This is a genomic window from Desmospora profundinema (genome assembly GCF_031454155.1).
GTDB classification, from domain to species: Bacteria; Bacillota; Bacilli; order Thermoactinomycetales; family DSM-45169; genus Desmospora; species Desmospora profundinema.
Genome location: NZ_JAVDQG010000001.1, coordinates 508,038 through 527,981 on the forward strand (window position 1 = coordinate 508,038; position 19,944 = coordinate 527,981).

25 protein-coding genes and 1 tRNA gene are annotated in these 19,944 nt (G+C 51.7%); 3 read left to right on the forward strand and 23 right to left on the reverse strand.

Translation table 11 applies throughout. The features are described from left to right. Nucleotides 1-10: 10 nt before the first annotated feature. From JOE21_RS02370 to JOE21_RS02415, 10 genes are all read right to left on the reverse strand, one after another. Nucleotides 11-748, reverse strand: coding sequence for a demethylmenaquinone methyltransferase (locus JOE21_RS02370; RefSeq protein ID WP_309861894.1), 738 nt, complete (start codon nucleotides 746-748; stop codon nucleotides 11-13). A gap of 5 nt (nucleotides 749-753) precedes the next feature. Continuing rightward, the gene (locus JOE21_RS02375) at nucleotides 754-1,500 is read right to left on the reverse strand and encodes a heptaprenyl diphosphate synthase component 1 (protein WP_309861896.1); all 747 of its coding nucleotides are present in this window, start codon (nucleotides 1,498-1,500) and stop codon (nucleotides 754-756) included. A gap of 90 nt (nucleotides 1,501-1,590) precedes the next feature. After that, the gene (locus JOE21_RS02380; RefSeq protein WP_309861898.1) at nucleotides 1,591-2,094 is read right to left on the reverse strand and encodes a hypothetical protein; all 504 of its coding nucleotides are present in this window, start codon (nucleotides 2,092-2,094) and stop codon (nucleotides 1,591-1,593) included. 56 nt (nucleotides 2,095-2,150) lie between these two features. Continuing rightward, a complete protein-coding gene (gene mtrB, locus JOE21_RS02385) occupies nucleotides 2,151-2,381 on the reverse strand; it encodes a trp RNA-binding attenuation protein MtrB (protein ID WP_309861900.1) in 231 nt (76 codons plus the stop codon). A 91-nt stretch (nucleotides 2,382-2,472) separates the two neighbouring features. Further along, nucleotides 2,473-2,549: transfer RNA gene (locus JOE21_RS02390), tRNA-Pro, on the reverse strand. Between the two features lie 121 nt (nucleotides 2,550-2,670). Further along, on the reverse strand, nucleotides 2,671-3,240 hold the full coding sequence (gene folE, locus JOE21_RS02395) for a GTP cyclohydrolase I FolE (protein WP_374709296.1): 570 nt from the start codon (nucleotides 3,238-3,240) through the stop codon (nucleotides 2,671-2,673). A gap of 217 nt (nucleotides 3,241-3,457) precedes the next feature. Continuing rightward, the gene (hbs, locus tag JOE21_RS02400) at nucleotides 3,458-3,745 is read right to left on the reverse strand and encodes a non-specific DNA-binding protein Hbs (protein WP_309861902.1); all 288 of its coding nucleotides are present in this window, start codon (nucleotides 3,743-3,745) and stop codon (nucleotides 3,458-3,460) included. A gap of 204 nt (nucleotides 3,746-3,949) precedes the next feature. Continuing rightward, entirely contained in the window at nucleotides 3,950-5,428 is a 1,479-nt protein-coding gene (spoIVA, locus tag JOE21_RS02405) for a stage IV sporulation protein A (RefSeq protein ID WP_309861904.1), read from the reverse strand. Nucleotides 5,429-5,618: 190 nt separating this feature from the next. Then, nucleotides 5,619-6,332 (reverse strand): YphF family lipoprotein, encoded by a 714-nt coding sequence (locus tag JOE21_RS02410; RefSeq protein ID WP_309861906.1) that lies wholly within the window; start codon nucleotides 6,330-6,332, stop codon nucleotides 5,619-5,621. A gap of 30 nt (nucleotides 6,333-6,362) precedes the next feature. After that, a complete protein-coding gene (locus JOE21_RS02415; protein ID WP_309861908.1) occupies nucleotides 6,363-6,521 on the reverse strand; it encodes a hypothetical protein in 159 nt (52 codons plus the stop codon). A gap of 143 nt (nucleotides 6,522-6,664) precedes the next feature. Between JOE21_RS02415 and JOE21_RS02420 the strand changes: the two genes are divergently transcribed. Continuing rightward, the gene (locus tag JOE21_RS02420) at nucleotides 6,665-7,189 is read left to right on the forward strand and encodes a hypothetical protein (protein WP_309861910.1); all 525 of its coding nucleotides are present in this window, start codon (nucleotides 6,665-6,667) and stop codon (nucleotides 7,187-7,189) included. 199 nt (nucleotides 7,190-7,388) lie between these two features. Here the strand turns inward: JOE21_RS02420 and JOE21_RS02425 are convergent, their stop codons facing one another. Genes JOE21_RS02425 through der form a run of 3 tightly spaced genes read right to left on the reverse strand, consistent with a single transcriptional unit; the run spans nucleotide 7,389 to nucleotide 10,381 of the window. After that, the gene (locus tag JOE21_RS02425) at nucleotides 7,389-8,423 is read right to left on the reverse strand and encodes an NAD(P)H-dependent glycerol-3-phosphate dehydrogenase (protein ID WP_374709311.1); all 1,035 of its coding nucleotides are present in this window, start codon (nucleotides 8,421-8,423) and stop codon (nucleotides 7,389-7,391) included. A gap of 20 nt (nucleotides 8,424-8,443) precedes the next feature. Further along, complete coding sequence (gene plsY, locus JOE21_RS02430) at nucleotides 8,444-9,040, reverse strand: glycerol-3-phosphate 1-O-acyltransferase PlsY (protein WP_309861913.1); 597 nt, start codon at nucleotides 9,038-9,040, stop codon at nucleotides 8,444-8,446. Nucleotides 9,041-9,061: 21 nt separating this feature from the next. Next, nucleotides 9,062-10,381: a ribosome biogenesis GTPase Der gene (gene der, locus JOE21_RS02435; RefSeq protein ID WP_309861915.1), complete on the reverse strand. Its 1,320-nt coding sequence runs from the start codon at nucleotides 10,379-10,381 to the stop codon at nucleotides 9,062-9,064. Nucleotides 10,382-10,812: 431 nt separating this feature from the next. On the opposite strand from der, the gene JOE21_RS02440 reads away from it, so the two are divergent. Next, nucleotides 10,813-11,337 (forward strand): beta/gamma crystallin family protein, encoded by a 525-nt coding sequence (locus JOE21_RS02440; protein ID WP_309861917.1) that lies wholly within the window; start codon nucleotides 10,813-10,815, stop codon nucleotides 11,335-11,337. Nucleotides 11,338-11,394: 57 nt separating this feature from the next. On the opposite strand, the gene JOE21_RS02445 is transcribed toward JOE21_RS02440, so the two are convergent. From JOE21_RS02445 to JOE21_RS02490, 10 genes are all read right to left on the reverse strand, one after another. Further along, a complete protein-coding gene (locus JOE21_RS02445; protein WP_309861919.1) occupies nucleotides 11,395-11,853 on the reverse strand; it encodes a DUF3189 family protein in 459 nt (152 codons plus the stop codon). A 2-nt stretch (nucleotides 11,854-11,855) separates the two neighbouring features. Beyond that, nucleotides 11,856-12,197 (reverse strand): hypothetical protein, encoded by a 342-nt coding sequence (locus tag JOE21_RS02450; RefSeq protein WP_309861921.1) that lies wholly within the window; start codon nucleotides 12,195-12,197, stop codon nucleotides 11,856-11,858. 47 nt (nucleotides 12,198-12,244) lie between these two features. After that, on the reverse strand, nucleotides 12,245-12,427 hold the full coding sequence (locus tag JOE21_RS02455) for a capping complex subunit for YIEGIA (RefSeq protein ID WP_309862421.1): 183 nt from the start codon (nucleotides 12,425-12,427) through the stop codon (nucleotides 12,245-12,247). A 45-nt stretch (nucleotides 12,428-12,472) separates the two neighbouring features. After that, the gene (locus tag JOE21_RS02460) at nucleotides 12,473-13,357 is read right to left on the reverse strand and encodes a YIEGIA family protein (protein WP_309861923.1); all 885 of its coding nucleotides are present in this window, start codon (nucleotides 13,355-13,357) and stop codon (nucleotides 12,473-12,475) included. A gap of 17 nt (nucleotides 13,358-13,374) precedes the next feature. Beyond that, a complete protein-coding gene (locus JOE21_RS02465) occupies nucleotides 13,375-13,986 on the reverse strand; it encodes a hypothetical protein (RefSeq protein ID WP_309861925.1) in 612 nt (203 codons plus the stop codon). Nucleotides 13,987-14,101: 115 nt separating this feature from the next. Next, nucleotides 14,102-15,256, reverse strand: coding sequence for a 30S ribosomal protein S1 (gene rpsA, locus JOE21_RS02470; protein ID WP_309861927.1), 1,155 nt, complete (start codon nucleotides 15,254-15,256; stop codon nucleotides 14,102-14,104). A 120-nt stretch (nucleotides 15,257-15,376) separates the two neighbouring features. After that, nucleotides 15,377-15,967: a lysophospholipid acyltransferase family protein gene (locus JOE21_RS02475; protein ID WP_309861929.1), complete on the reverse strand. Its 591-nt coding sequence runs from the start codon at nucleotides 15,965-15,967 to the stop codon at nucleotides 15,377-15,379. A gap of 1 nt (nucleotide 15,968) precedes the next feature. Continuing rightward, nucleotides 15,969-16,649 carry a (d)CMP kinase gene (gene cmk / locus JOE21_RS02480; RefSeq protein WP_309861931.1) on the reverse strand — a complete coding sequence of 227 codons (681 nt, stop codon included), beginning with the start codon at nucleotides 16,647-16,649 and terminating at the stop codon, nucleotides 15,969-15,971. 400 nt (nucleotides 16,650-17,049) lie between these two features. Continuing rightward, nucleotides 17,050-18,396 (reverse strand): germination protein YpeB, encoded by a 1,347-nt coding sequence (gene ypeB, locus JOE21_RS02485; RefSeq protein ID WP_309861933.1) that lies wholly within the window; start codon nucleotides 18,394-18,396, stop codon nucleotides 17,050-17,052. Between the two features lie 254 nt (nucleotides 18,397-18,650). Beyond that, the gene (locus JOE21_RS02490) at nucleotides 18,651-18,809 is read right to left on the reverse strand and encodes a hypothetical protein (protein WP_309861936.1); all 159 of its coding nucleotides are present in this window, start codon (nucleotides 18,807-18,809) and stop codon (nucleotides 18,651-18,653) included. A gap of 146 nt (nucleotides 18,810-18,955) precedes the next feature. Here JOE21_RS02490 and JOE21_RS02495 point away from each other — a divergent pair, with 146 nt between their 5' ends. After that, nucleotides 18,956-19,942, forward strand: a complete 987-nt coding sequence (locus JOE21_RS02495; protein ID WP_309861937.1) for an asparaginase — start codon at nucleotides 18,956-18,958, stop codon at nucleotides 19,940-19,942. The last annotated feature ends 2 nt before the right edge of the window (nucleotides 19,943-19,944 follow it).

The following is a 19,944-nucleotide window of genomic DNA, read 5'->3' on the forward strand; positions in this document are numbered from 1 at the left end:
TGGTTACCGATCAGGCCCCTCCCTTGACCCGTCCAATATGAAGAGCGGCAATGCCGCCAGTTAATGGCTTTACGTCCACCCGATCAAAACACCCTTCTTCTTTCATGATCCTGGCCAGCTCTTTGTAATCCGGAAACGTTACCAAAGATTCCGGCAGCCAGCGGTACTGTTCATACCGGTCGGCAAACAATTTCCCCAAACGAGGCAGGATCCGTTGAAAGTAGAAGTAATAAACTGCGCGAAACGGTGGCCAAGTCGGTTTGGACAATTCAAGGGAGACCACTTGGCCGCCCGGTTTCACCACCCGGGCCATTTCTCGAATCACATGGCGATAATCCGGGACATTACGCAAGGCAAAGCCGATGGTGGCATGATCAAACGTGTGATCGGGAAAGGGGAGTTCCATCGCATTGCCGTGAATCAATTCCACTTGAGCCGTTTTCCCAGCCGCTTTCACCTTCTGCTCTCCCACATGGAGCATATTGCGGCTGAAATCCAACCCGACCACGTTTCCGGTACCCGACGCTTCTGCTAGGGATAGTGACCAATCACAGGTCCCGCAACAGACATCGATGGCAGTGTCTCCCGGCTGGACCGCCATTTTCTTCATTGCCTGTGTACGCCAAGCCTTATGTCGACGAAAGCTAAGCAGGGTATTCATACGATCGTAATCCTTGGCGATGCTTTCGAATACCTCGTGTACAAATTGTTGTTTGGTTTCCCCAGTCACTTTCGTTTGCCGGCTCATGTCGTTCACCCTTCCCGTACCAGTACTTCATGGACATGGGGGGCGATACATTGCTGCATCGTTTGAAGCAACTCATGGCGCACATCCAATGGGCGCACATTTTTCGCCAATCGCCATGTATCCGCAGCCACGTTTTGAAGCAAGTGATCCGGTACACCGGCCGTCCAGCCCTCAACCGGTTTTGACCAGTAATCCAGTACCATCAAATGACCCGCAAGCAGCGGCCAAGGGTCGGAATGATCCAAATCCCGGCAAAAAAAAGAAGAGACGGCCGAGATCAGACCCCCGCGCACCTGCCTCACTAAGTCCAGAATTGTCTGCCAGGGAACCGGATCTACCTGTCGCATAAAATAAAGCTCCATCTTAGCTTCATTCACCTTGCAAATCGCTTGGGACAAACAGGCGAGTCCGTCGATTTCCCCCGCCTGTGACAACGTCCGGTAAAAGAGACTGCTGAAATAGTCCCCCGCAAGGACCGTCAATGGACGCAAGTGCATCCGTCCCTCCCCGGACGAGGGTCCTGGCGACACCCGTTCGTGGATATCCAGACCCATTTGCATCAATGTAATTGTAACGCAGTACAAGTGTAGACGATCCGCCGGAAGTTGACGGGAACGCAAGGCGTGGTAGAGAACCGCAACAAAGAAGGCCGGCACCTCCGGTCGCTGGATATGCCGATCCACGAAGGAATGACTGGCCTGCCGTTCAATATCCGATAAAATCTGATTAAGCTGGTTCTCTGTCGACGTCATCCATTGCGCCCCCTCCACCCGTACAGTCCGAAGCATCACGTAGTCTTTCTCACTTAGTATAACACAATTTCAAGAAAGCGGCACCGGACCTTAGCTGTCCCGATCTGCCACCGCCAGGTGAAATCGCCGCTCAAGATATTCCCTCGGGGAAAAGCCCGCCCGGTTTTCCATTCGGGAATCGTTCCCCAGTTGTTGGCGCGATGCACGCAATACCAGAATCCGGGGGGAGTTTCGGATCACAACGGAGACTTGCAGTTCCTGAACATTAGATGTATGAACAAGAGCCGATTGCGTCAATCGAAACAGGTCCTTATACACCCCGTCGGGATCCGAACCGCGCCAGATGGCGGCCAGCTCCAACCGGCCTTCATTCCAATCCGCCCGCTCCCAATCCCAACTTCCCCCTTCACCCAACAAGAAATCAACCATATTGTCCGCTGCCAAGCGCCTCTCCCCGGGAGAACCGAAGGCAGGCACTTCCTCTCCGGCTCCCTTTTGCTCCATCAGAGGGAGAAGCGATAGCAGTGCAGCCAGCAGCACCGATACAAAAATAGAAGCGAACAAACGACGGGCAATCGCACCCACGGTACCCATCCCTTTCCTGTTTCACCTTGTATCATTGTATCGGCTTGGTCAGCGGTTCATGACACTCAGTCTTCCTCTCCAGTCTTTACTTGTCCGAAGGGAGTGACGATCAATGCATTTCCCCGAACCTTAACCGCGGACGTGTGTTCTGTAAACTGCACCACCATCGCTTCCCCTTTGTCCAATTTCTCCGAATGGTGAAAGCGCGTATCTTTCCCTCGCGTTAACCCAATCACACTGACCCCGTTTTCCCTGGCTTTCACGACAAAAAAATCATTGGACTGGTTTTCCATCAAAATGAGACCTCCTGTTCCTATAGAAATAAGGACAGCTTTTTGCCCTCGCCTGAAAGGAAAAAGGCTCTCCACGCGTGGAGAGCCTATCATGTGGTCGGGCTAGCCGGATTTGAACCGACGACCTCTTGCGCCCCATGCAAGCGCGCTACCAAGCTGCGCCATAGCCCGACAATTTCCCGTACAACGCTTGGTTCATTGAAGCGACAATGATTAGTATATAGGGGTTCGACAAAAGTGTCAAGGGTCTTGGCGGCTTTTTATTATTTCTTCTTGCGCAGCATGGCTTGGGTCATTTCCCGATTCCAATCAAGCTAAAAACTTCCGCCCGGGCGGCTGGATCCGTTTCAAAAGCACCCCGGACAGCAGAGGTCACCGTCTTTGCTCCGGGCTTTTTTACACCGCGCATCGTCATACACATATGTTCTGCTTCCACCACCACTACCACCCCATGGGGTTGCAAGGTTTTCATGATGGAGTCCGCTACGGTATAGGTAATGCGTTCCTGCAGCTGCGGACGCCGGGAAACGGCTTCCACGGCCCGGGCTAATTTGCTCAGTCCGGTCACACGGCCGCTCTTAGGAATGTAACCCACATGAGCTTTGCCGAAAAACGGTACCAAATGATGCTCACACATGGAGAAAAACGGAATGTCCTTTACCAGGACCAGTTCTTCGTGATCTTCACTGAATATAGTGCCAAAGTATTCCTCTGGATCTTCCTGAATCCCGGAAAATACCTCTTCGTACATCCGGGACACCCGTGCTGGTGTCTCCTTCAACCCTTCACGGTCTGGATCTTCCCCCACCGCTTCCAGGATCATCCGTACCGCTTGTCTGATTTTTTCATGATCCACTTCCATGATCGTATCCGCCTCCATCCTTACAGCTCAAAGAGTTCCCTGTAACAAATGCAATGATACCCCCCATATCGGGCGGGGAAATGAAAAAGAAGCAAAGGCCCCATGGGGCCTTTGCAGTGTCGGGCCGCATCGCGTTTCCCGCCGGCAGGAAGGAACCGATTATGTACCCTCCGGTTTAGCAACGACTTACAGACTTCAAAGCCCCTTCAAGCGTGCTTTAGGACTTGGAAGCGTTGTTCACATCCTCTTTCAGCGCTTTGCCAGGCTTAAACGCCGGAACTTTGCTGGCTGCGATTTGGATCTCCTTGCCGGTCTGCGGGTTGCGGCCTTTACGGGCAGCACGTTCGCGAACTTCAAAGTTGCCAAAACCGATCAGCTGAACTCGATCCCCTTCGCGAAGCGCTTGGGTGATGGTATCAAAGACGGCATCAACAGCTTGAGTCGCATCCTTTTTGGTCATGTTTGTCTTTTCGGCAACTTGGGAAATCAATTCCGTTTTGTTCATGGACTTTTCACCTCATATCCAACGATTCGTGACTCAAATGCAAGTCTGATCCGGTTGTCCGCAACTTATACGATATGCGGGCGTCACGGACAAACCTATAGTAATACAGGAAACCCGCATAATTCAAGTGTTTCAGCGCTTTCCGGGAAAAAAAGCAAAAAAGCACTCCATAAAAGAGCGCTTTTCAATAAGAGAGAGGATGGATTAAAGGATAATCGCGATCAAACCACCCGAGCCCTCGTTGATGATTCGTTCCAGTGTTTCCTGTAATTTATAGCGGGCATTTTCCGGCATCATGGACAACTTCGCCTGAATTCCCTCCCGCACGATGGAGTGCAAGGAGCGTCCGAAAATGTCGGATTCCCAGATGCTCAAGGGATCTTGTTCAAAATCACGCATCAGGTAATTGACCAGCTCTTCACTCTGCCTCTCCGAACCGATAATCGGTGCAAATTCTGAATGGACGTTGACCCGGATCATGTGAATGGAGGGGGCTGTCGCCCTGAGGCGTACTCCGAAACGGGGGCCCTGTTTGATCAACTCAGGCTCATCCAGTGCCATCTCCTCCAATGTGGGGGCCGCCACCCCGTAACCGGTGGTACGAACCATCTGGATGGCATCCGATACCTTATCATACTCCCGTTTGGCATTGCTGAAATCCTGCATCAATTGCAGTAAGTGATCTTTCCCCTGGATCTGGACACCCACCACTTCGGTCAAAATGCGGTCATATAGATCATCCGGCGCGTACAGGTCGATCTCAGCTACTCCCTGCCCCATATCCATCCCCGAAAGTCCGGCACGCTCGATAAAATCGTACTCGGTAAACTGCCCCACCACATAATCCACATCCCGCAGTCGCCGGATATCCTTTACGGTGTCACGAACAGAGGATTCAAAATCCCGCCGCAGCCAGTGATCCTCATCCAGTACCATCACCCAGCTGGGCAAGTTTACATTCACTTCATGAACCGGGAATTCATAGAGCACTTCCTTGAGTACCGCATACACTTCTTCTTCTCCCATGGTGGCTACACTGATCGCCAATACAGGGATGTCGTACTTCTCGATGAGCGAATCCCGCAGCCCCTGGGTTTCCTCACTGAAAGGACGAGTGGAATTGAGAACCATAATAAACGGTTTTCCCACTTCCTTCATTTCTTCAACAATGCGCTCTTCCACCTCTTCGTAATCATGACGCGGGATGTCTGTGATCGAGCCGTCCGTCGTCACCAGTACTCCCAGGGTGGAATGCTCCTGAATCACCTTGCGCGTGCCGATTTCCGCCGCTTCTTGGAAAGGAATCGGCTCTTCATACCATGGTGTATTGATCATGCGCGGGCCGGCCTCGTCTTCATATCCACGCGCCCCCGAAATGGCATACCCCACGCAATCCACTAATCGAACATTAATGTCAATCCCCTCGTGAACATGAAGCTGAACCGCCTGGTTGGGTACGAACTTAGGTTCAATGGTAGTAATGGTTTTACCCGCACCACTTTGCGGCAGTTCATCGGTTGCACGCACCCGATCGGCTTCCTCACTGATATTAGGGATCACTACCTGCTCCATAAATCGCTTAATGAAGGTCGACTTCCCGGTGCGGACCGCACCGACCACACCCAGATAAATGTCTCCTCCAGTGCGTTCCGCAATATCTTTGAAGATATCGACTTTCTTCACGAATACCCCTCCCTCGATTGATCCGACTGATCAAAAGTGTGTCGTCGGTGCGAAGGCAGCCAGCCTTCCCATGCGCTCCCGCAGGATTTGGACACTATAAATATATGAGGGGGGGACCGCTTTATGATTCAAGAGCATGAAAAAAAGAAACGAGCGGTCCCAAAGACCGCTCGAAAAGGCATGACGCGCGTCACTCTGACAACAAGACGGGATCATCGCCCCGAATCTCCATAGGCGGAGAATAGGCCGGTACGAATAATGAATCCTTCCATAAAAGCTCCCGTAGATCCTGTCGATCCGATAGCTTGTCTTTCTGTTCTTCCATCACTCGCACGACTTCGGCTCGGTAATCCAAAAATAAGACTCCGTCCCCGTCAATCAACACAGGTAAGGACCATTGTGCCGAGTACGGGCTGGGAATCGTCACCGGATCGATGCCCAGTTTCTCAAAGTCCAACTGATATACCCCTTCCCCTTCTCGGTGTCCACGGGGCCATTTTCCAGTCGATTGTTGATGGCGATCCACTCGACGCTTCAGATCACGCATTTTTTCCGTCACACGCAGGTCCATCGCCCGCACCTGATGATCTTCACCTGTTCCCGGATCAGCCACAACAAAAACGAAGTGCCCCCCTTTTTCATAAGAGTTGGATGGTCGGGACCCCAGATACGGATCCAGCTGGTTCAGATCCAATACATACTTTTCATATAAGTGTCCTTGTGCTGACTTGATGGGCAGCACCGGTGTCTGCTCCATATATCGATCCAACGCGGACTGTACTTGCTGTACCTCCTGTGGCAAGTCCTGCATCACCCGTTGGTTGAATTCCTGTGTTCGAACTTGACAGCCAGTTGCGATTAACACCGCCGCCAAGGCCAGTGCCGTGACCTTCAAACGAATCATGGAGTTCTCCCTCCTGCTAACCTTCTCCCGTTACATTAACGCTCGGATGCCAAACAACACCGCCGGCAATAAAAGCATCACCGCAAAGATCGTCAAGACCACGCGGAGCCAACCTCGACTCAGTTGGCGGGTCCACGCCATCATAAAGTTAGCGATTAACAGCAAAATGATACTAATCATGGCGTCCATCCGTTCACACTCACTTCCTGACTAGATATCATCAGTATAGCAAATCCGCGTTCGCCTACCAATGATGCGGGCTGCTGTCCCAATCCAAACCGGGGCGAATGCATAGGATAGGGAGACAACTGCCCGAAAGGGAGGCGATCGATTTGTCGAACCCCCGAAGGCCCCAACGTCCACATCAGGGGCAAAGAAGCAGGGTCCACCCACCGCGGCCACGGGCCAAGCAGACTCCTCGTCCATCATCCCCTGAGTTGAGCAAGATTAATTTATCCACCTTAGTAAATGGATTTTTCACCTTTCGAACCACGGTAAAAGACTTAAGCCAAACGCTACACCGACTGGAAAACATCATGGACAATGCTTATCAGATGTTTGAGATGGCCAGCCAGTGGGCGGGTTCCCGCGGCAGACCCAGACGACGGCCCCCTCTGCGGCTCATCCAGCCTCGAAGGGGACCGGGTGAGGAAATTCCCCATCTCGATCTTCCTATGGAAGAAGGTCCAATGGGAAGGCACCCCGATTCGACCAACCCTCTGTTTAAATTGATGGAAAATGTGGACATGGGTCAACTCTTCAAACTGATGCAATCTCCCGTTGTGCAACAGTTGCTCAGGGGAATGATGCAGGCCCGCACACCGGAAGCAAAAACAAGAGCCAGAAAACAGGGGTAACGCCACATGCGTTACCCCTGTTTCACGAATCCGTCGCCTCCGGGCGGCAACTGGTCCCTTCCCCTTGCCTAAGAGCTGTGATCGGGCGACGGATTCGTTTGCTACATAGCTTATGAACCAACCTGGCTGATTGCGACTCCATTCGGCGGCTTCTTCTCTGGGGCAGAGCCCCTTCTGAAGGAAGAATCGTCAAACCGCTTCAGGAAAGAGACCCTCGAATCATTTCATTCAGCTCGTTCGTTTCTCCGCGGCCCATTAGATCCTCCACTGCTTGGCGTGGATCTTTACCCTCAAACAACACTTCGTACAACTCACTGGCGATCGGCATCTCCACCCCGTAACGATTGGAAAGGTCATGGGCCGCCTGAGTGGTTTTCACCCCTTCCACCACCATGCCCATCTGTTGCAGTATTTCATCCAGAGAATGCCCGCGGCTCAACAGATTGCCCGCTCGCCAGTTGCGGCTGTGACGACTGGTACAGGTGACCACCAGATCACCCACACCGGACAGACCGGCGAAAGTGATCGGTTCCGCCCCCATGGCCATACCGAGCCGGGCCATCTCCGCTAAGCCCCGTGTGATTAGTGCCGCTTTGGCATTGTCTCCGAATCCGAGGCCATCGGATAAACCCGCCCCCAAAGCAATGATGTTTTTCAGAGAACCTCCCACTTCCACTCCCACCACATCGGAATGGGTATATACGCGGAAGGATTGATTGTTCAAAAATGACTGTGCGGCTTTCGCCGATTTTTCTTCCTGTGAGGCGACTACCACCGTCGTCGGCGAACGTTGGATCACTTCTTCCGCATGACTGGGACCGGAAAGGACCGCGATCCGCCCCTGGTGAGAAGGACTTTCTTCTTCCAACACCTCCGAAATCCGCTTCAACGTACTTCTTTCAAACCCTTTGGCAGCATGCACCAACAGCGCTTGATCCGGAATGTGAGGAGAGGCTTTCCGCACCGTTTCCCGTACAGCTTGCGAGGGCACCACCACTAATACCAGATGAGTGTCATCCAATGCTTTTGCGATATCATCGGTGGCATCGATTCCCTCGGGAAGCGTCACGTCCTTTAAATAACGACGGTTTGTTTTTTGTTGATTGATTTCTTCTGCCGTCTGGCGCGAGCGGGACCATAAGGTGACAGGGTGACCGTTGTCCGCCAACACAGCGGCCAATACCGTCCCCCAACTGCCGGCTCCCAACACCGTAGTTCGTTTTTTGTTCAATATCGTAGCCTCCTCATACGCGATTACGGCTTTTTGGCCCCAAGTTTGCTCTCTGTCCCTTGCACCAACCGCTTAATGTTGGAAGCATGGCGGATAAAGGCCATCAACGTGATCACCAGGCTGAGGGTCACATAAGAAGACGGATAATCAAACAGGAATATGGCAATCGGCAACCCTGCCGCGAAAATCAAGGATCCCAAGGAAACATAGCGTGTAAACGCGATCGTGAGAATGGCGAGTGTTCCGGCAGCCAAGGCGGCGGAAAGCGTTAACAGTACAGTGACTCCGATGGTGGTGGCGATCCCTTTCCCCCCACGAAAACCGAGGAAAACCGGCCAGTTATGACCGATGATCGCCGCAACTCCGCCCATCATCATCCAAGTGGGCTCCCCTGTCCAGGCCCAGGCCAACCCCACTGCGGCCATCCCCTTCAACATATCCAGCAAAAAGACGATGAGCGCGGGCCCCTTCCCTACCACACGCAGCATATTGGTAGCACCGGCATTGCCGCTTCCATGCTTACGGATATCGGTGCCGTGGAGAATTCGCGTCATCCAGTAACTAAAACTGATGGATCCAATTAAATACGATAAAACCCCGATCCATAAAGCCTCCCCCATGAATCGACTCCCTCCTCTCTCTTAGTCTCTGTTTTTTTTGCGCAGCATCAGGCGGATGGGGGTCCCCTTGAAGCCGAATGCCTCCCGAAGCTGGTTTTCCAGATAGCGAATATAGCTGAAGTGGAATAACTCCGGATCGTTGACAAACAACGCGATGGCCGGCGGTTTGACGGCCACTTGGGTTCCGTATGACAATCGGGCCCGGCGCCCCTTCACCGATGGAGGAGGGGTTGCCATGGTTGCATCCTGCAGCACTTGATTCAGCACGGATGTGGAGATCCGCATCGCATGCTGTTCTGCCGCTTCCTGCACTGCGGGCAATACTTGATGAACCCGCTGGCCTGTCTTCGCCGAGATAAACAACACCGGTGCGTAATCCATAAACGCAAAATGATCCAGCACTTCCCGACGAAAGCGCTTCATGGTTTTTTCATCTTTCTCCACCGCATCCCACTTGTTAACTGCAAACAAGACCGCTCTTCCCGATTCATGGGCGATTCCGGCGACACGCTTGTCCTGCTCGGTCACCCCTTCTTCCCCATCCAGAACCACGACCGCCACATCGGAACGCTCAATCGCACGGAGGGCACGGATCACACTGTATTTTTCTGTGGATTCATATACTTTCCCCCGCTTCCGCATTCCGGCCGTGTCAATGATGACAAAATCCTGGCCCTCACGCCGAAGCGGCGTATCGATCGCATCCCGTGTCGTCCCGGCCACCGGGCTGACAATGACCCGCTCTTCCCCCAGAATCCGATTTACCAAAGAGGATTTGCCTACATTGGGCCGACCGATCACCGACACCCGAATGATATCTTCCCCATACTCCTCTTCCGCTGCGGGAGGAAAATGAGCCACTATCGCATCCAACAAATCGCCGGTTCCCGTTCCATGGAGGGATGAGAGCGGAAACACCTCTTCAAAACCCAATCGATAAAACTCGTACGCTTCCTCATAATGCTTGACGTGATCCAGCTTGTTCACGGCCAGCACCACCGGCTTATTGGATCGATGCAAGAGGCGGGCCACTTCCTGATCCGTAGTCGTCATCCCCTCGCGCCCATCCACCGCGAACACGATCACATCGGCTTCTTCAATGGCCAGATCCGCTTGATGGCGGATGTGATCGATCACTTCATCCTGCTGACCAAACTCCAAACCGCCGGTGTCGATCAGATGAAACTCCCGACCCGACCAATCCCCGCGGCTGTAGATTCGATCCCGGGTCACCCCCGGCTTGTCTTCTACAATGGCGATCCGTTTCCCGGCCACGCGGTTGAATAATGTCGATTTCCCGACATTGGGCCGTCCCACGATCGCAACAACAGGCAATGTCATCAGTATGTCCTCTCCTCAACTGTCGGAGGAAACAACTCCTCCATCCCTATGGATTACTCCAACAGCGTGCAAGCTCGCCATCATGATTCTACCACACGTTCATATCATTTCACTACGCTTCACTTCTATCCAGTTCATTGAAAGGGCTTTGCCATGGAAGGATAGGGTGATCCTTACAAAAACAATTCGTTGGAAATAGATCAAAAAGCCGAAAAATCCTTTTATTACAATTTTGTCACGATGAAGTAACAAAAGAAGATGGTATTTCATTTTTTATTATGCAATTATTAACAGGGCACAACTGGTATGACATGTTAAATCCGGGGGGTGAATTTGGAAAAATTAATGAGATACAGAATAATCGTTATCCTGTCCCTTCACTTTCATTGGTAGCTGGTACATTACTGATTCCAAAAAAGGAGTGTTCAAAAATGAAAAAAGCTTTTCAATCATTTGTTGCCGTTTTGCTCATGGGATGCATGGTGTTTGGTGGATTGGATGGTCATGTGGAAGCAAAAACAGAAGAGATTCCCCGCTACCAAGTATTGACCCACGATTCCAACGGGAAACAAATCTCAATCGGTTTTAATACCAAGGAAACGTTTGATCGGTATATCAAAACCCATCCGGTCCATCCAAAGGGGCCCGTTAAGCCGTATGGCCCGATTTTCTCCACTTTTTATGAACACGAAAATGGACAAGGGTGGCAGTTTTCTATCGATGCAAGCAATCCCCCCATTGTCACCAACTTCATGGGTTACCATAACGATAACGTCTCCTCAGTCCGTACCCATCCCCAAGGAAACTACACATACCTTTATGAACATCACAATGCCAAAGGGTACGCTCTTGCAATCGCTAATAACGGGGGCCTGTACAACTTAAATGGCCGTATGGGAGATGGACGTCGAACATGGAATGATGAAGCTTCCTCGACCATTGTTCGTTCCCGCTGAACAAAAAAAGATCACTACCGGTATAATCTAAGAAGCCGCTCCGTTGAGCGGCTTTTTTTAGGGTGAACCGTACAACTCCCGCTTGACCCGATCCACCAACTCCAACAACAGGGGATAACTCTTGCGGATTCCCCAGGCCGCCAGCGGCCTTCCGACAGACGGAAATCCGAAGTGACGGGATAACGACCCGCCCACTTTTGTCAATAACGTGATGGAGTCCAGCGCACGGACAAAGTGGAAGTCATGGACATCGTGGATTTCCAGCATGGATTGAACCGCCCGTACGCCCGATTCCCAATAAAACCCGAATCCCATGGTGTATACGTCAGTGCCATACTCATCCTTCCCTTTGAAATACAATGTCCCGATCTCCTCGGTACGTGCATAGTCAAAATCAGGCAGCCCCCTCACTTCCGCCAACGTCGGCAAACGGTCCGAAGGAAGCCTTCCCAAATGAATGGCGGCTGCCACCACCGAAGAATGGGCACTGCCGTAGCAGTGATATATCAGACGCATCGTCATCCCCTTTCTCTGGCTTTCACCAACCGGCCATAACTACGGCGAAAGGCTTGCCAGGAATCAATCGACGGCGCGGAAACAGACACCTTCACAAATTGCCAGTGGAGCGGATTGATATCCAGAAGCGGAAGGATGTGGGACCAAGCCCGGACCAGAATGTCAGGATCTCCCGGAAAACCGCAGACGTAACAATCGATACCGTCGGAATCTGCTCCTATAGGGCAAAGAATACCGGGACGGGACCAGGAATACTCATGAGCCTGTCCCCACTGTACCACCTCATCCACATCAGGAAATGGCTGCCCTCTTTCCAAATCCCATCGATCCCATGCCGCCTCCACCCATGCTCCTGCTCCGCGGTCACAGCTGATATAGATCCGTCCCATCATCAGTGCCGAACGATGACCATGGTACGGGAATTGATTTGGTGGGCCATCCCGTCCAGAATTCTTTCAAGCAAAAAGGAGGTTCGTTCCAATTCCTCTGCATCGCCTACCATAAATATGGGAGCGCCCCCTCCAACGGTTTCGGTATCTTGGGTGATGACAGCTAGGATCTGTTTCTTCAGCATCGTACTCAATGACGTTCACGTCCTTTTCAATGAATCGCAATCCATTTAAGAAGACTGTTCCGGCCTTTCCGTCGGCATCCGAACAGCACTTTCCAACACCGGTACCTTTCGAACCACCCGGATTACCCGTTCCGGATCTCGAACTTGAGGCAGCACCAGAATTCCTACCTTCCCTTCATCCATGTCCAGCTTGGACAGAGGCACCAAGGCGGGTTCCCCCGTATCCCGAAACACCCCCAAGATAGAGGAGACATCGTATAAAATCGCTTGTCGTTGACCGATGTTTGATAAGGTGAGTGCACAATTCCGGTTTTTTGGAGTAATTACTACTCCCACTCCCCGCTCCATAATCCGGTCACGATTCTCCTTTAACCCGACGTTCATCAGATAGATGTCTTCCACATATAGGTTGGGTCCATCCATTCTGAGAGGTGCCAAAGAAACATCGGCAATCTGCTCCAGATACTTTCCCGAACGCAGGATTCCTGCCACTGACACCGCGGCGAAACCCACCAGGATCCCCCCCCACACCCACTGGGTCGTGACTACAGTCAGCGAAACCAGAAAAGCGGATAGAATCACCAGGTAATTGCGCCCCTCAAACACCATCGCGATTCCTTCGATATAGGAAGCCCCTCGCTCCACCAACTCCATCCTGTCTAGTTTGGACAGAGTTTCCCGTTCCATGTTGCGCACTTCTCGAAATTGCTGGGCAGCCAAAACCAGAAACGTAATGGCGGTATAATCCTTTTCCAAGAGAGCCGGTACAGCCACCGCTCCTAAGCCCGCCGCAATAAAGCCCAGGGACAGATGGATAATCTGTCCGTGCAGATAAGTAGGGTACTGTCTGTAATCCGTCCTCAATAAACGGATTCTCACCAAAAAACCGGCGATCACGCCGATCATAATCGCCCATGTATAGATGCTCATGTTCTTCCCCCCATGGGTCAGCCGAATGGATTGAGACGACCCAGGCGAACAGCCGCCCAACGAAAAGAATAATGAAAGAGAAGAACGCCGCCCGTCACCAGCCAAAACCGGTCCAACCACGCGGCTTCTCCCCAAACCACAGGAGTCAACTCGTTGCGATGGATGACCAATCGAAAAAGTTCAGATAACATCGCTCCGCCTCCCACCATGAGCAACCGCTCCACTAAGTGGGATGTGGTCATCGCCGCTACCGGAAGTGTCACCGCCAGCCACATTCCGGGAACTTCGCCCCATCGAGACAGCGGTTCCACCCAAAACCACTCCTGCATTAGAAACAAAGAGGAACTGATCACCATCCAACCTGTAAACAGGGTGATCATACTCTCATCCCGCAGACGCCTCCATAAAAGAGAAAAGATCCACATCCACATCAAGGTGCCCACCTGGAGTTCCCACCGGTTTCCCAGCGGAATAAGAACATAAGTTACGCTTCCCTGCAACAGCAAAAACAGACCAGCGATCCGTCGAGAGACTCCCAACTCCTCCTCCAATCCGTGAAACCAGCCCGTCTGGACAAGGACAGCCAACGAGCAAGCGCTGACCAATGCAACGCCACCCGATACCCACAAGATACCCCCTCCTTATCCTGCTTCCATCATTCTGTTGTTAGTATGCCTGGAGAAGGTGTATTTACGCGTAAAAAACAGACCACCAGTGGTGGTCTGTTTTTTACGCGTACGATTATTACTTCAAGCGACGCAGTTGATCCCCAAACACATCGCCAAGGGTTACGTTCATGCTGCCATTGTTATTGTTGCGGTCCAGATTCTCGATTTCTTCACGGTCCGCTTCTTGCTCGGCCTCTTTGATGCTGAGGCTGATCCGTTTTTGATCCGGCTGCATATCAAGGACTTTCACCTTTACTTCTTGCCCTTCTTCCAACACTTCAGAAGGGGTGGAGATATGGCGGCGGGAGATCTGGGAGATATGGACCAGCCCTTCCACGCCTTCATACACTTCGACAAAAGCGCCGAAGGAAACCAGGCGTTTGACGGTACCGGACACCACATCACCGGTTTGAATCGCTTCGGAAACCCGCTCCCAGGGCCCCGGTTGGGTTTCCTTAATGCTGAGGCTGATTCGTTCGTTTTCTTTATCCACCTTCAGCACTTTTACTTTTACTTGATCCCCTTCGGATAACACTTCAGCCGGATGTTCCACACGGGTCCATGCCAGCTCCGATACGTGAACCAAACCATCGACACCGCCGATGTCCACGAAAGCACCGAAGTCTGTCAAACGCTGGACTGTGCCGTCCAGCACTTGACCGGCTTCCAAGCTCTCGAGCGTATCTACTTTCTTGCGTTCCAGCTCTTCGTCCAGAACGGCTTTGCGGGAAAGGATCAATTTGTTTTTCGCCGGATCGATCTCAATCACTTTCAGCGTTAGTGACCGCCCTTTGTAATCGGAGAAATCTTCCACGAAATGACGTTCCACCAACGAAGCGGGGATAAATCCACGAACACCCAGATCAACCACAAGCCCACCTTTTACCACATCGGCAACAGTGGCTTCCAGATTCTCACCGCTTTCAAATTTCTGTTGCAGTTCATCCCACGCCCGGTCGGCATCAACTGCTTTTTTGGAAAGTACCAGTTTATCTTCTTCATCGTTGAGGCGGATCACTTTCACTTCCACCTCATCCCCTTCGGCGAGGACATCAGATGCTTTGTCCACGTGCAGACTCGACAGTTCCGAAATCGGGATTACACCGTCAAATTTGTAATTAACGTCCACTAGTACCTGATTGTCATCCACTTTGGTCACTTTCCCTTTGACCACATCACCGCGGCTCAGCGAAGTCACTTCCGCCATTTCCGATTTCATTTCTTCCACCATGACGACAACCTCCTCGTTTACCTGCAATCATCCTAATTTATAGCTCCCCGGATGAGGGAGAAGAACAAATGAAATTAAGAAGAACAAGTTCCTTAATTTCATTAATCCTACCTAAATTGATTAACCGCCCGCTTGCTCTTTCAAGGATTGGATCTCACCCATCATTCGCTCTGTCACCGCACGCACAGTCTGACTGTTCATACGGTCCTGCCGATATGGGGTCAAATCAATCGGGTCACCGAAGCGGATACGGATTTTTCCAAAGGGTCGGTAGTAACCGGTAATGGCCGCAGGGACTAGCACCGCATCCGATTTTAGTGCGATGAAAGCGGCCCCTGAATGGGCCTGACCCAATTCTCCGGTTTTGGAACGGGTCCCTTCAGGGAACACACCCAAGAGCTCCCCATCCTTTAAGAGCTCTAATGCGGTCTTCAGCGCACGTTTATCGGTGGACCCTCTGCTGACGGGAAAGGCACCAAAACGGCGAATCAGCCAGGATATGACAGGAATCTTAAACAGCTCTTCCTTTGCCATGAACCGAACCTGACGCTTCAATGCCGATCCGACAAGCGGCGGATCCAAATTGTTGATATGGTTGCAACAGACGACAACCGGTCCCTGGGCGGGAACTTTCTCCTTCCCGGTTACTTCCCAACGATACAAACAGAAAAAAAGCATTCGGAACAGCTGACGAAAAAGTCGATACCACATGTTACTCCCCACCGCCCACTTTGGTTCTACTCAGTTCTAGAATCGCCTGCACGACCTCTGGAACTGACCGTCCGGTCGTATCCAGGTGAATCGCATCCTCGGCAGGCTTAAGCGGAGAATGTTTCCGATTTTGATCTTTTTCGTCCCGAAGGCGAATCTCTTCTTTCAATTGATCCCAATCAACACGATACCCTTTTCGGACCAATTCTTCGTATCGACGTTGGGCCCGCTCATCAATGGAAGCGGTGAGAAACACCTTCAGCTCAGCATCGGGAAGGACATGGGTGCCGATATCGCGACCATCCATCACCACTCCGCCGTTTTTCCCCATCTCCCGTTGTTTCTTAACCAGGATTTTGCGTACCTGCGGATTGCCAGCCACCGCTGATACATGGCTCGTTACCTCCGGGGTACGAATATCCCGGGTCACCTGCCGGCCATTCACAAAAACATCCACTTCCCCTTTAGAGGGTTTTAACGCGATGTCCATGTGTTTTGCCAAACGGGCGACTGCCCCTTCATCGGTTACATCCACATCGAGACGGAGAGCCTCGAAAGTGACCGCACGGTACATGGCTCCTGTGTCGACATAAGTCAAGTGCAAATGTTCAGCTACCTGACGGGCGACCGTACTCTTACCAGCTCCCGCCGGTCCGTCGATCGCGACTGATATTGGCCTCATAAACGACAAGTTCCTCCAAAAAACGGGATAAAAAATCGAGCAGTATCGGCCTGCTCGATTGGGATGAACAATATTTGACTCATCTCAGTATCAAGGTTGATTCCCGAACGGAAACCTGCGGCCAGCAACATGTCACGGATACAAAACCATCCGCTATGTATTCCTTTGTGAGAATTCTTTGTGAACGTCTGTCATGACCACCCCGCTGGAGCGGTTCCCACACAAAGCAAGGACTGTCATTCCCTGGATGGGAGATGACGGTACATTTGCAAAAGGAACTCTTCTCGTCGCTTACATTTACCATAACACAAAGTACCCACAGGTGCAACGATGGATCCTGTTTTTTCGAGAGCAAAAAAAGCAGGCGGACCCGCACCGGGAAGGTCGGGTCACCTGTTTATCACAGTCGGTTTTGATCTGCTTCTTTGATCTTTTCCACCTTTTCTTCATCTCCGTTTTTCGCGTTGATAAACACACGATACGGACTTTTACCCAGGTTGCCCTGGAATTCATAACAGAGCGTTTCCTGTCCTTCATCGTTGAAGATGACCGCTAACCCGCTGTCCTTTAATTTTAAACGGGGATTGACGTTTTTTCTGGCTTCTCCCTCGGTAATGGATGGTTCCGTGTCGCGCTCTTCCTTGAAATTAAACACATAGTTTTCCGCTTGGTATCCCATCACTTCCGCATTGTCCAAAGCCACTTTGACTACAACCGTCTCCGGATAAATCAGCGCACCGTCCTGCTTTCGTACAAAGGTAAAGGCTGCTGTATTACCCACATCATCATAAGCCGTCGCTTCCATTTCGGGATACCCTAGTTCATCCAAGAACTGAATCGCTTTTGCCTGTGCTTCTTCCAACTTTACCTTCCGTTCATTCACCGTTCGGTCGTGCATCATCCAAACCACGTAGTTTCCTTTGGACGTCAAATCAAAGTAATAATCTTCGCCTCTATTCGGCTGGTAACGTACGCTGTATGTTTCATAGTTGCCTTTTTGATTTTTAACCACATCCATACCATTGGTATCCGGTAAGTCCAACACATCGGCCACTTTCTCTTTAGCGTCCTCTGGCGATGCCATCTTCCCTTTTAATTGGTTGTGTTTGACCCGTCGAGTGGCTTCCATGTTATTAATAGTCGGACCCCAGTCCAACTCTTCGTATCCCTCGGCCAGTTTGTCCACTTCTTTGAAGCCATCGATAATGGAGTTATCCATCTGTTTATCCTCGGACGCCAATGCCATCTCCACATCCATCCACCGCAATTGTCTGGTTAGCACCTGATTTTGCACTTTTTGCAGGTCGCGCTGAATGGTATTGGCACGTTTGTACAACTTCCGTAGGTTTTGATATTCGCGATCCGTCAACGGCTCCTGATCCAAGTCCCGGACACCCACCCGATACGTATAATCCCCGATTCTTGCCAAGAAGCTCTCAGTCTTTTCAAAGGGCATCAAAGTAAGGGGAAGTTGGGCCAAGTCGTTTTGCGCGGAATAACTGAGACGCCATACATTGGTCATACAGGTAGAAAGCTGGCGACGTGTATTGAGAGCCAGCGCTTTGCCCAATTCGTCCTGCAGTTTGTCCATATGGTAGTTGAGATCGTGAAAAGCCCGCTGGTACTGGTTTTCTGTCTTTATAAGCAAGCTGTTTTTATCCTGATTTTCCTGATAGCCCCAAAATCCCAAACCGATCACAAAGACCAGGGCCACTGGAAACAGGATGGCGGCGATCCGTCTGTACACGACAGAGTCACTCCTTTGTTCCTTAAAATATGGGGAAACCGGGCAACCCGCCGAAAGAAGCCGATGCGCGGGGGTAAAAAAGCCATTCTCCCCTTCGGGCGAAGCCCACCCCAATTCGTCCTGAAAGGGCATCCTCCCCCGGTTTTCAGAGGATAGTCTGAACCGCCCTGGCAACATTTATGCAAATGAAAAAGCGGCGCCGGCCGCTTGGGTACAAAAATATTTTTTTGAACAACCCATCCGTCATCATCGCCTTACAACTTCTCCGTCAATACTTCAAACTCCGTGGCATTGTCACACAAACACTGTTTAAAACCGGTGTCTACCTTGCCTTTTTTATAACTCCCCTTTAACACGAACCGCTCGCCGCATTGCTTACAGCGAATTCGCACCAGGTAACGCTTTTGTTCCAAGCCGGATCGTCCTTTCATATTTCTTGTCATTCAGTTTAGACGAAACCCGCTTCGTTTATCCTTTAAAAACCGGAGGGATACTGTTTCCCGCCATCATGTGCGCTATAATCAGAAGGAAACCGTCAGACAGAAAGGAATCGTTTCAAATGAAGCACATCATCATCCTCACGACCGGCGGTACCATCGCTATGAAAGAAGACGGAGGAGACCATAGTGTACGGCCGGCAGATCCCCATGCCCTGCGAGGGCAGTTGAACATGTTAAAAGCATACGCACAGGTGGAGATGGAAGCCATCTTTAACTATCCCAGCCCTCATCTCACACCCTCTCACATACATCAAATCCGGGAGAAGGCCGCAGAATGCCTCTCCCGACCGGAAACAGACGGTGTGGTGATTACCCACGGGACGGATACACTGGAAGAAACCGCCCATTATTTGGACATCACCTTGGATTCAGCCAAGCCCGTTGTATTAACGGGAGCCATGCGCAGCCACAACGAACTGGGATCCGACGGCCCGCTCAACCTGGTCAACGCGGTTCGTGTCGCGGCCCATTCCGGCTCCCGTGGAAAAGGTGTACTGGTGGTCTTCAACGATGAAATCCACGCCGCACGCTGGGTGACCAAAACTCATACCAGCAACGTGGCCACCTTCCAATCTCCTTCTCACGGTCCCATCGGGTTGTTGAGCAAAAAAGGGGTGCTTTTCACCCACCCCCTCGCCCCGCGCCCCATCCTCCCCTCCGCCCCTCCTGTAGAACCGGTTCACTTGGTGAAAGCGGCAGCCGGCACGGACGACACCTTTATCCGAGCCGCCCTCGCTGCAGGGACAAAAGGGTTGGTGGTCGAAGCTCTCGGCCAAGGCAACCTGCCTCCGGCCATGCTTCCGGGTCTCCGCAAAGCATTGGACCAAGGCGTTCCTGTGGTGCTGGTCTCCCGCTGTTTCAATGGATTCGTGGAGGACACGTACGGCTACGAAGGCGGCGGACGACAACTGAAGGAACTCGGAGTGATCTTCTCCAACGGCCTGAATGGACAAAAAGCGCGGATCCAATTGATGGCCGCGCTTCATAGCAGCCGGGATCCGGCTGTTCTGCAAACGTTTTTTCAACAAACCGAACAGGAAACGTGATC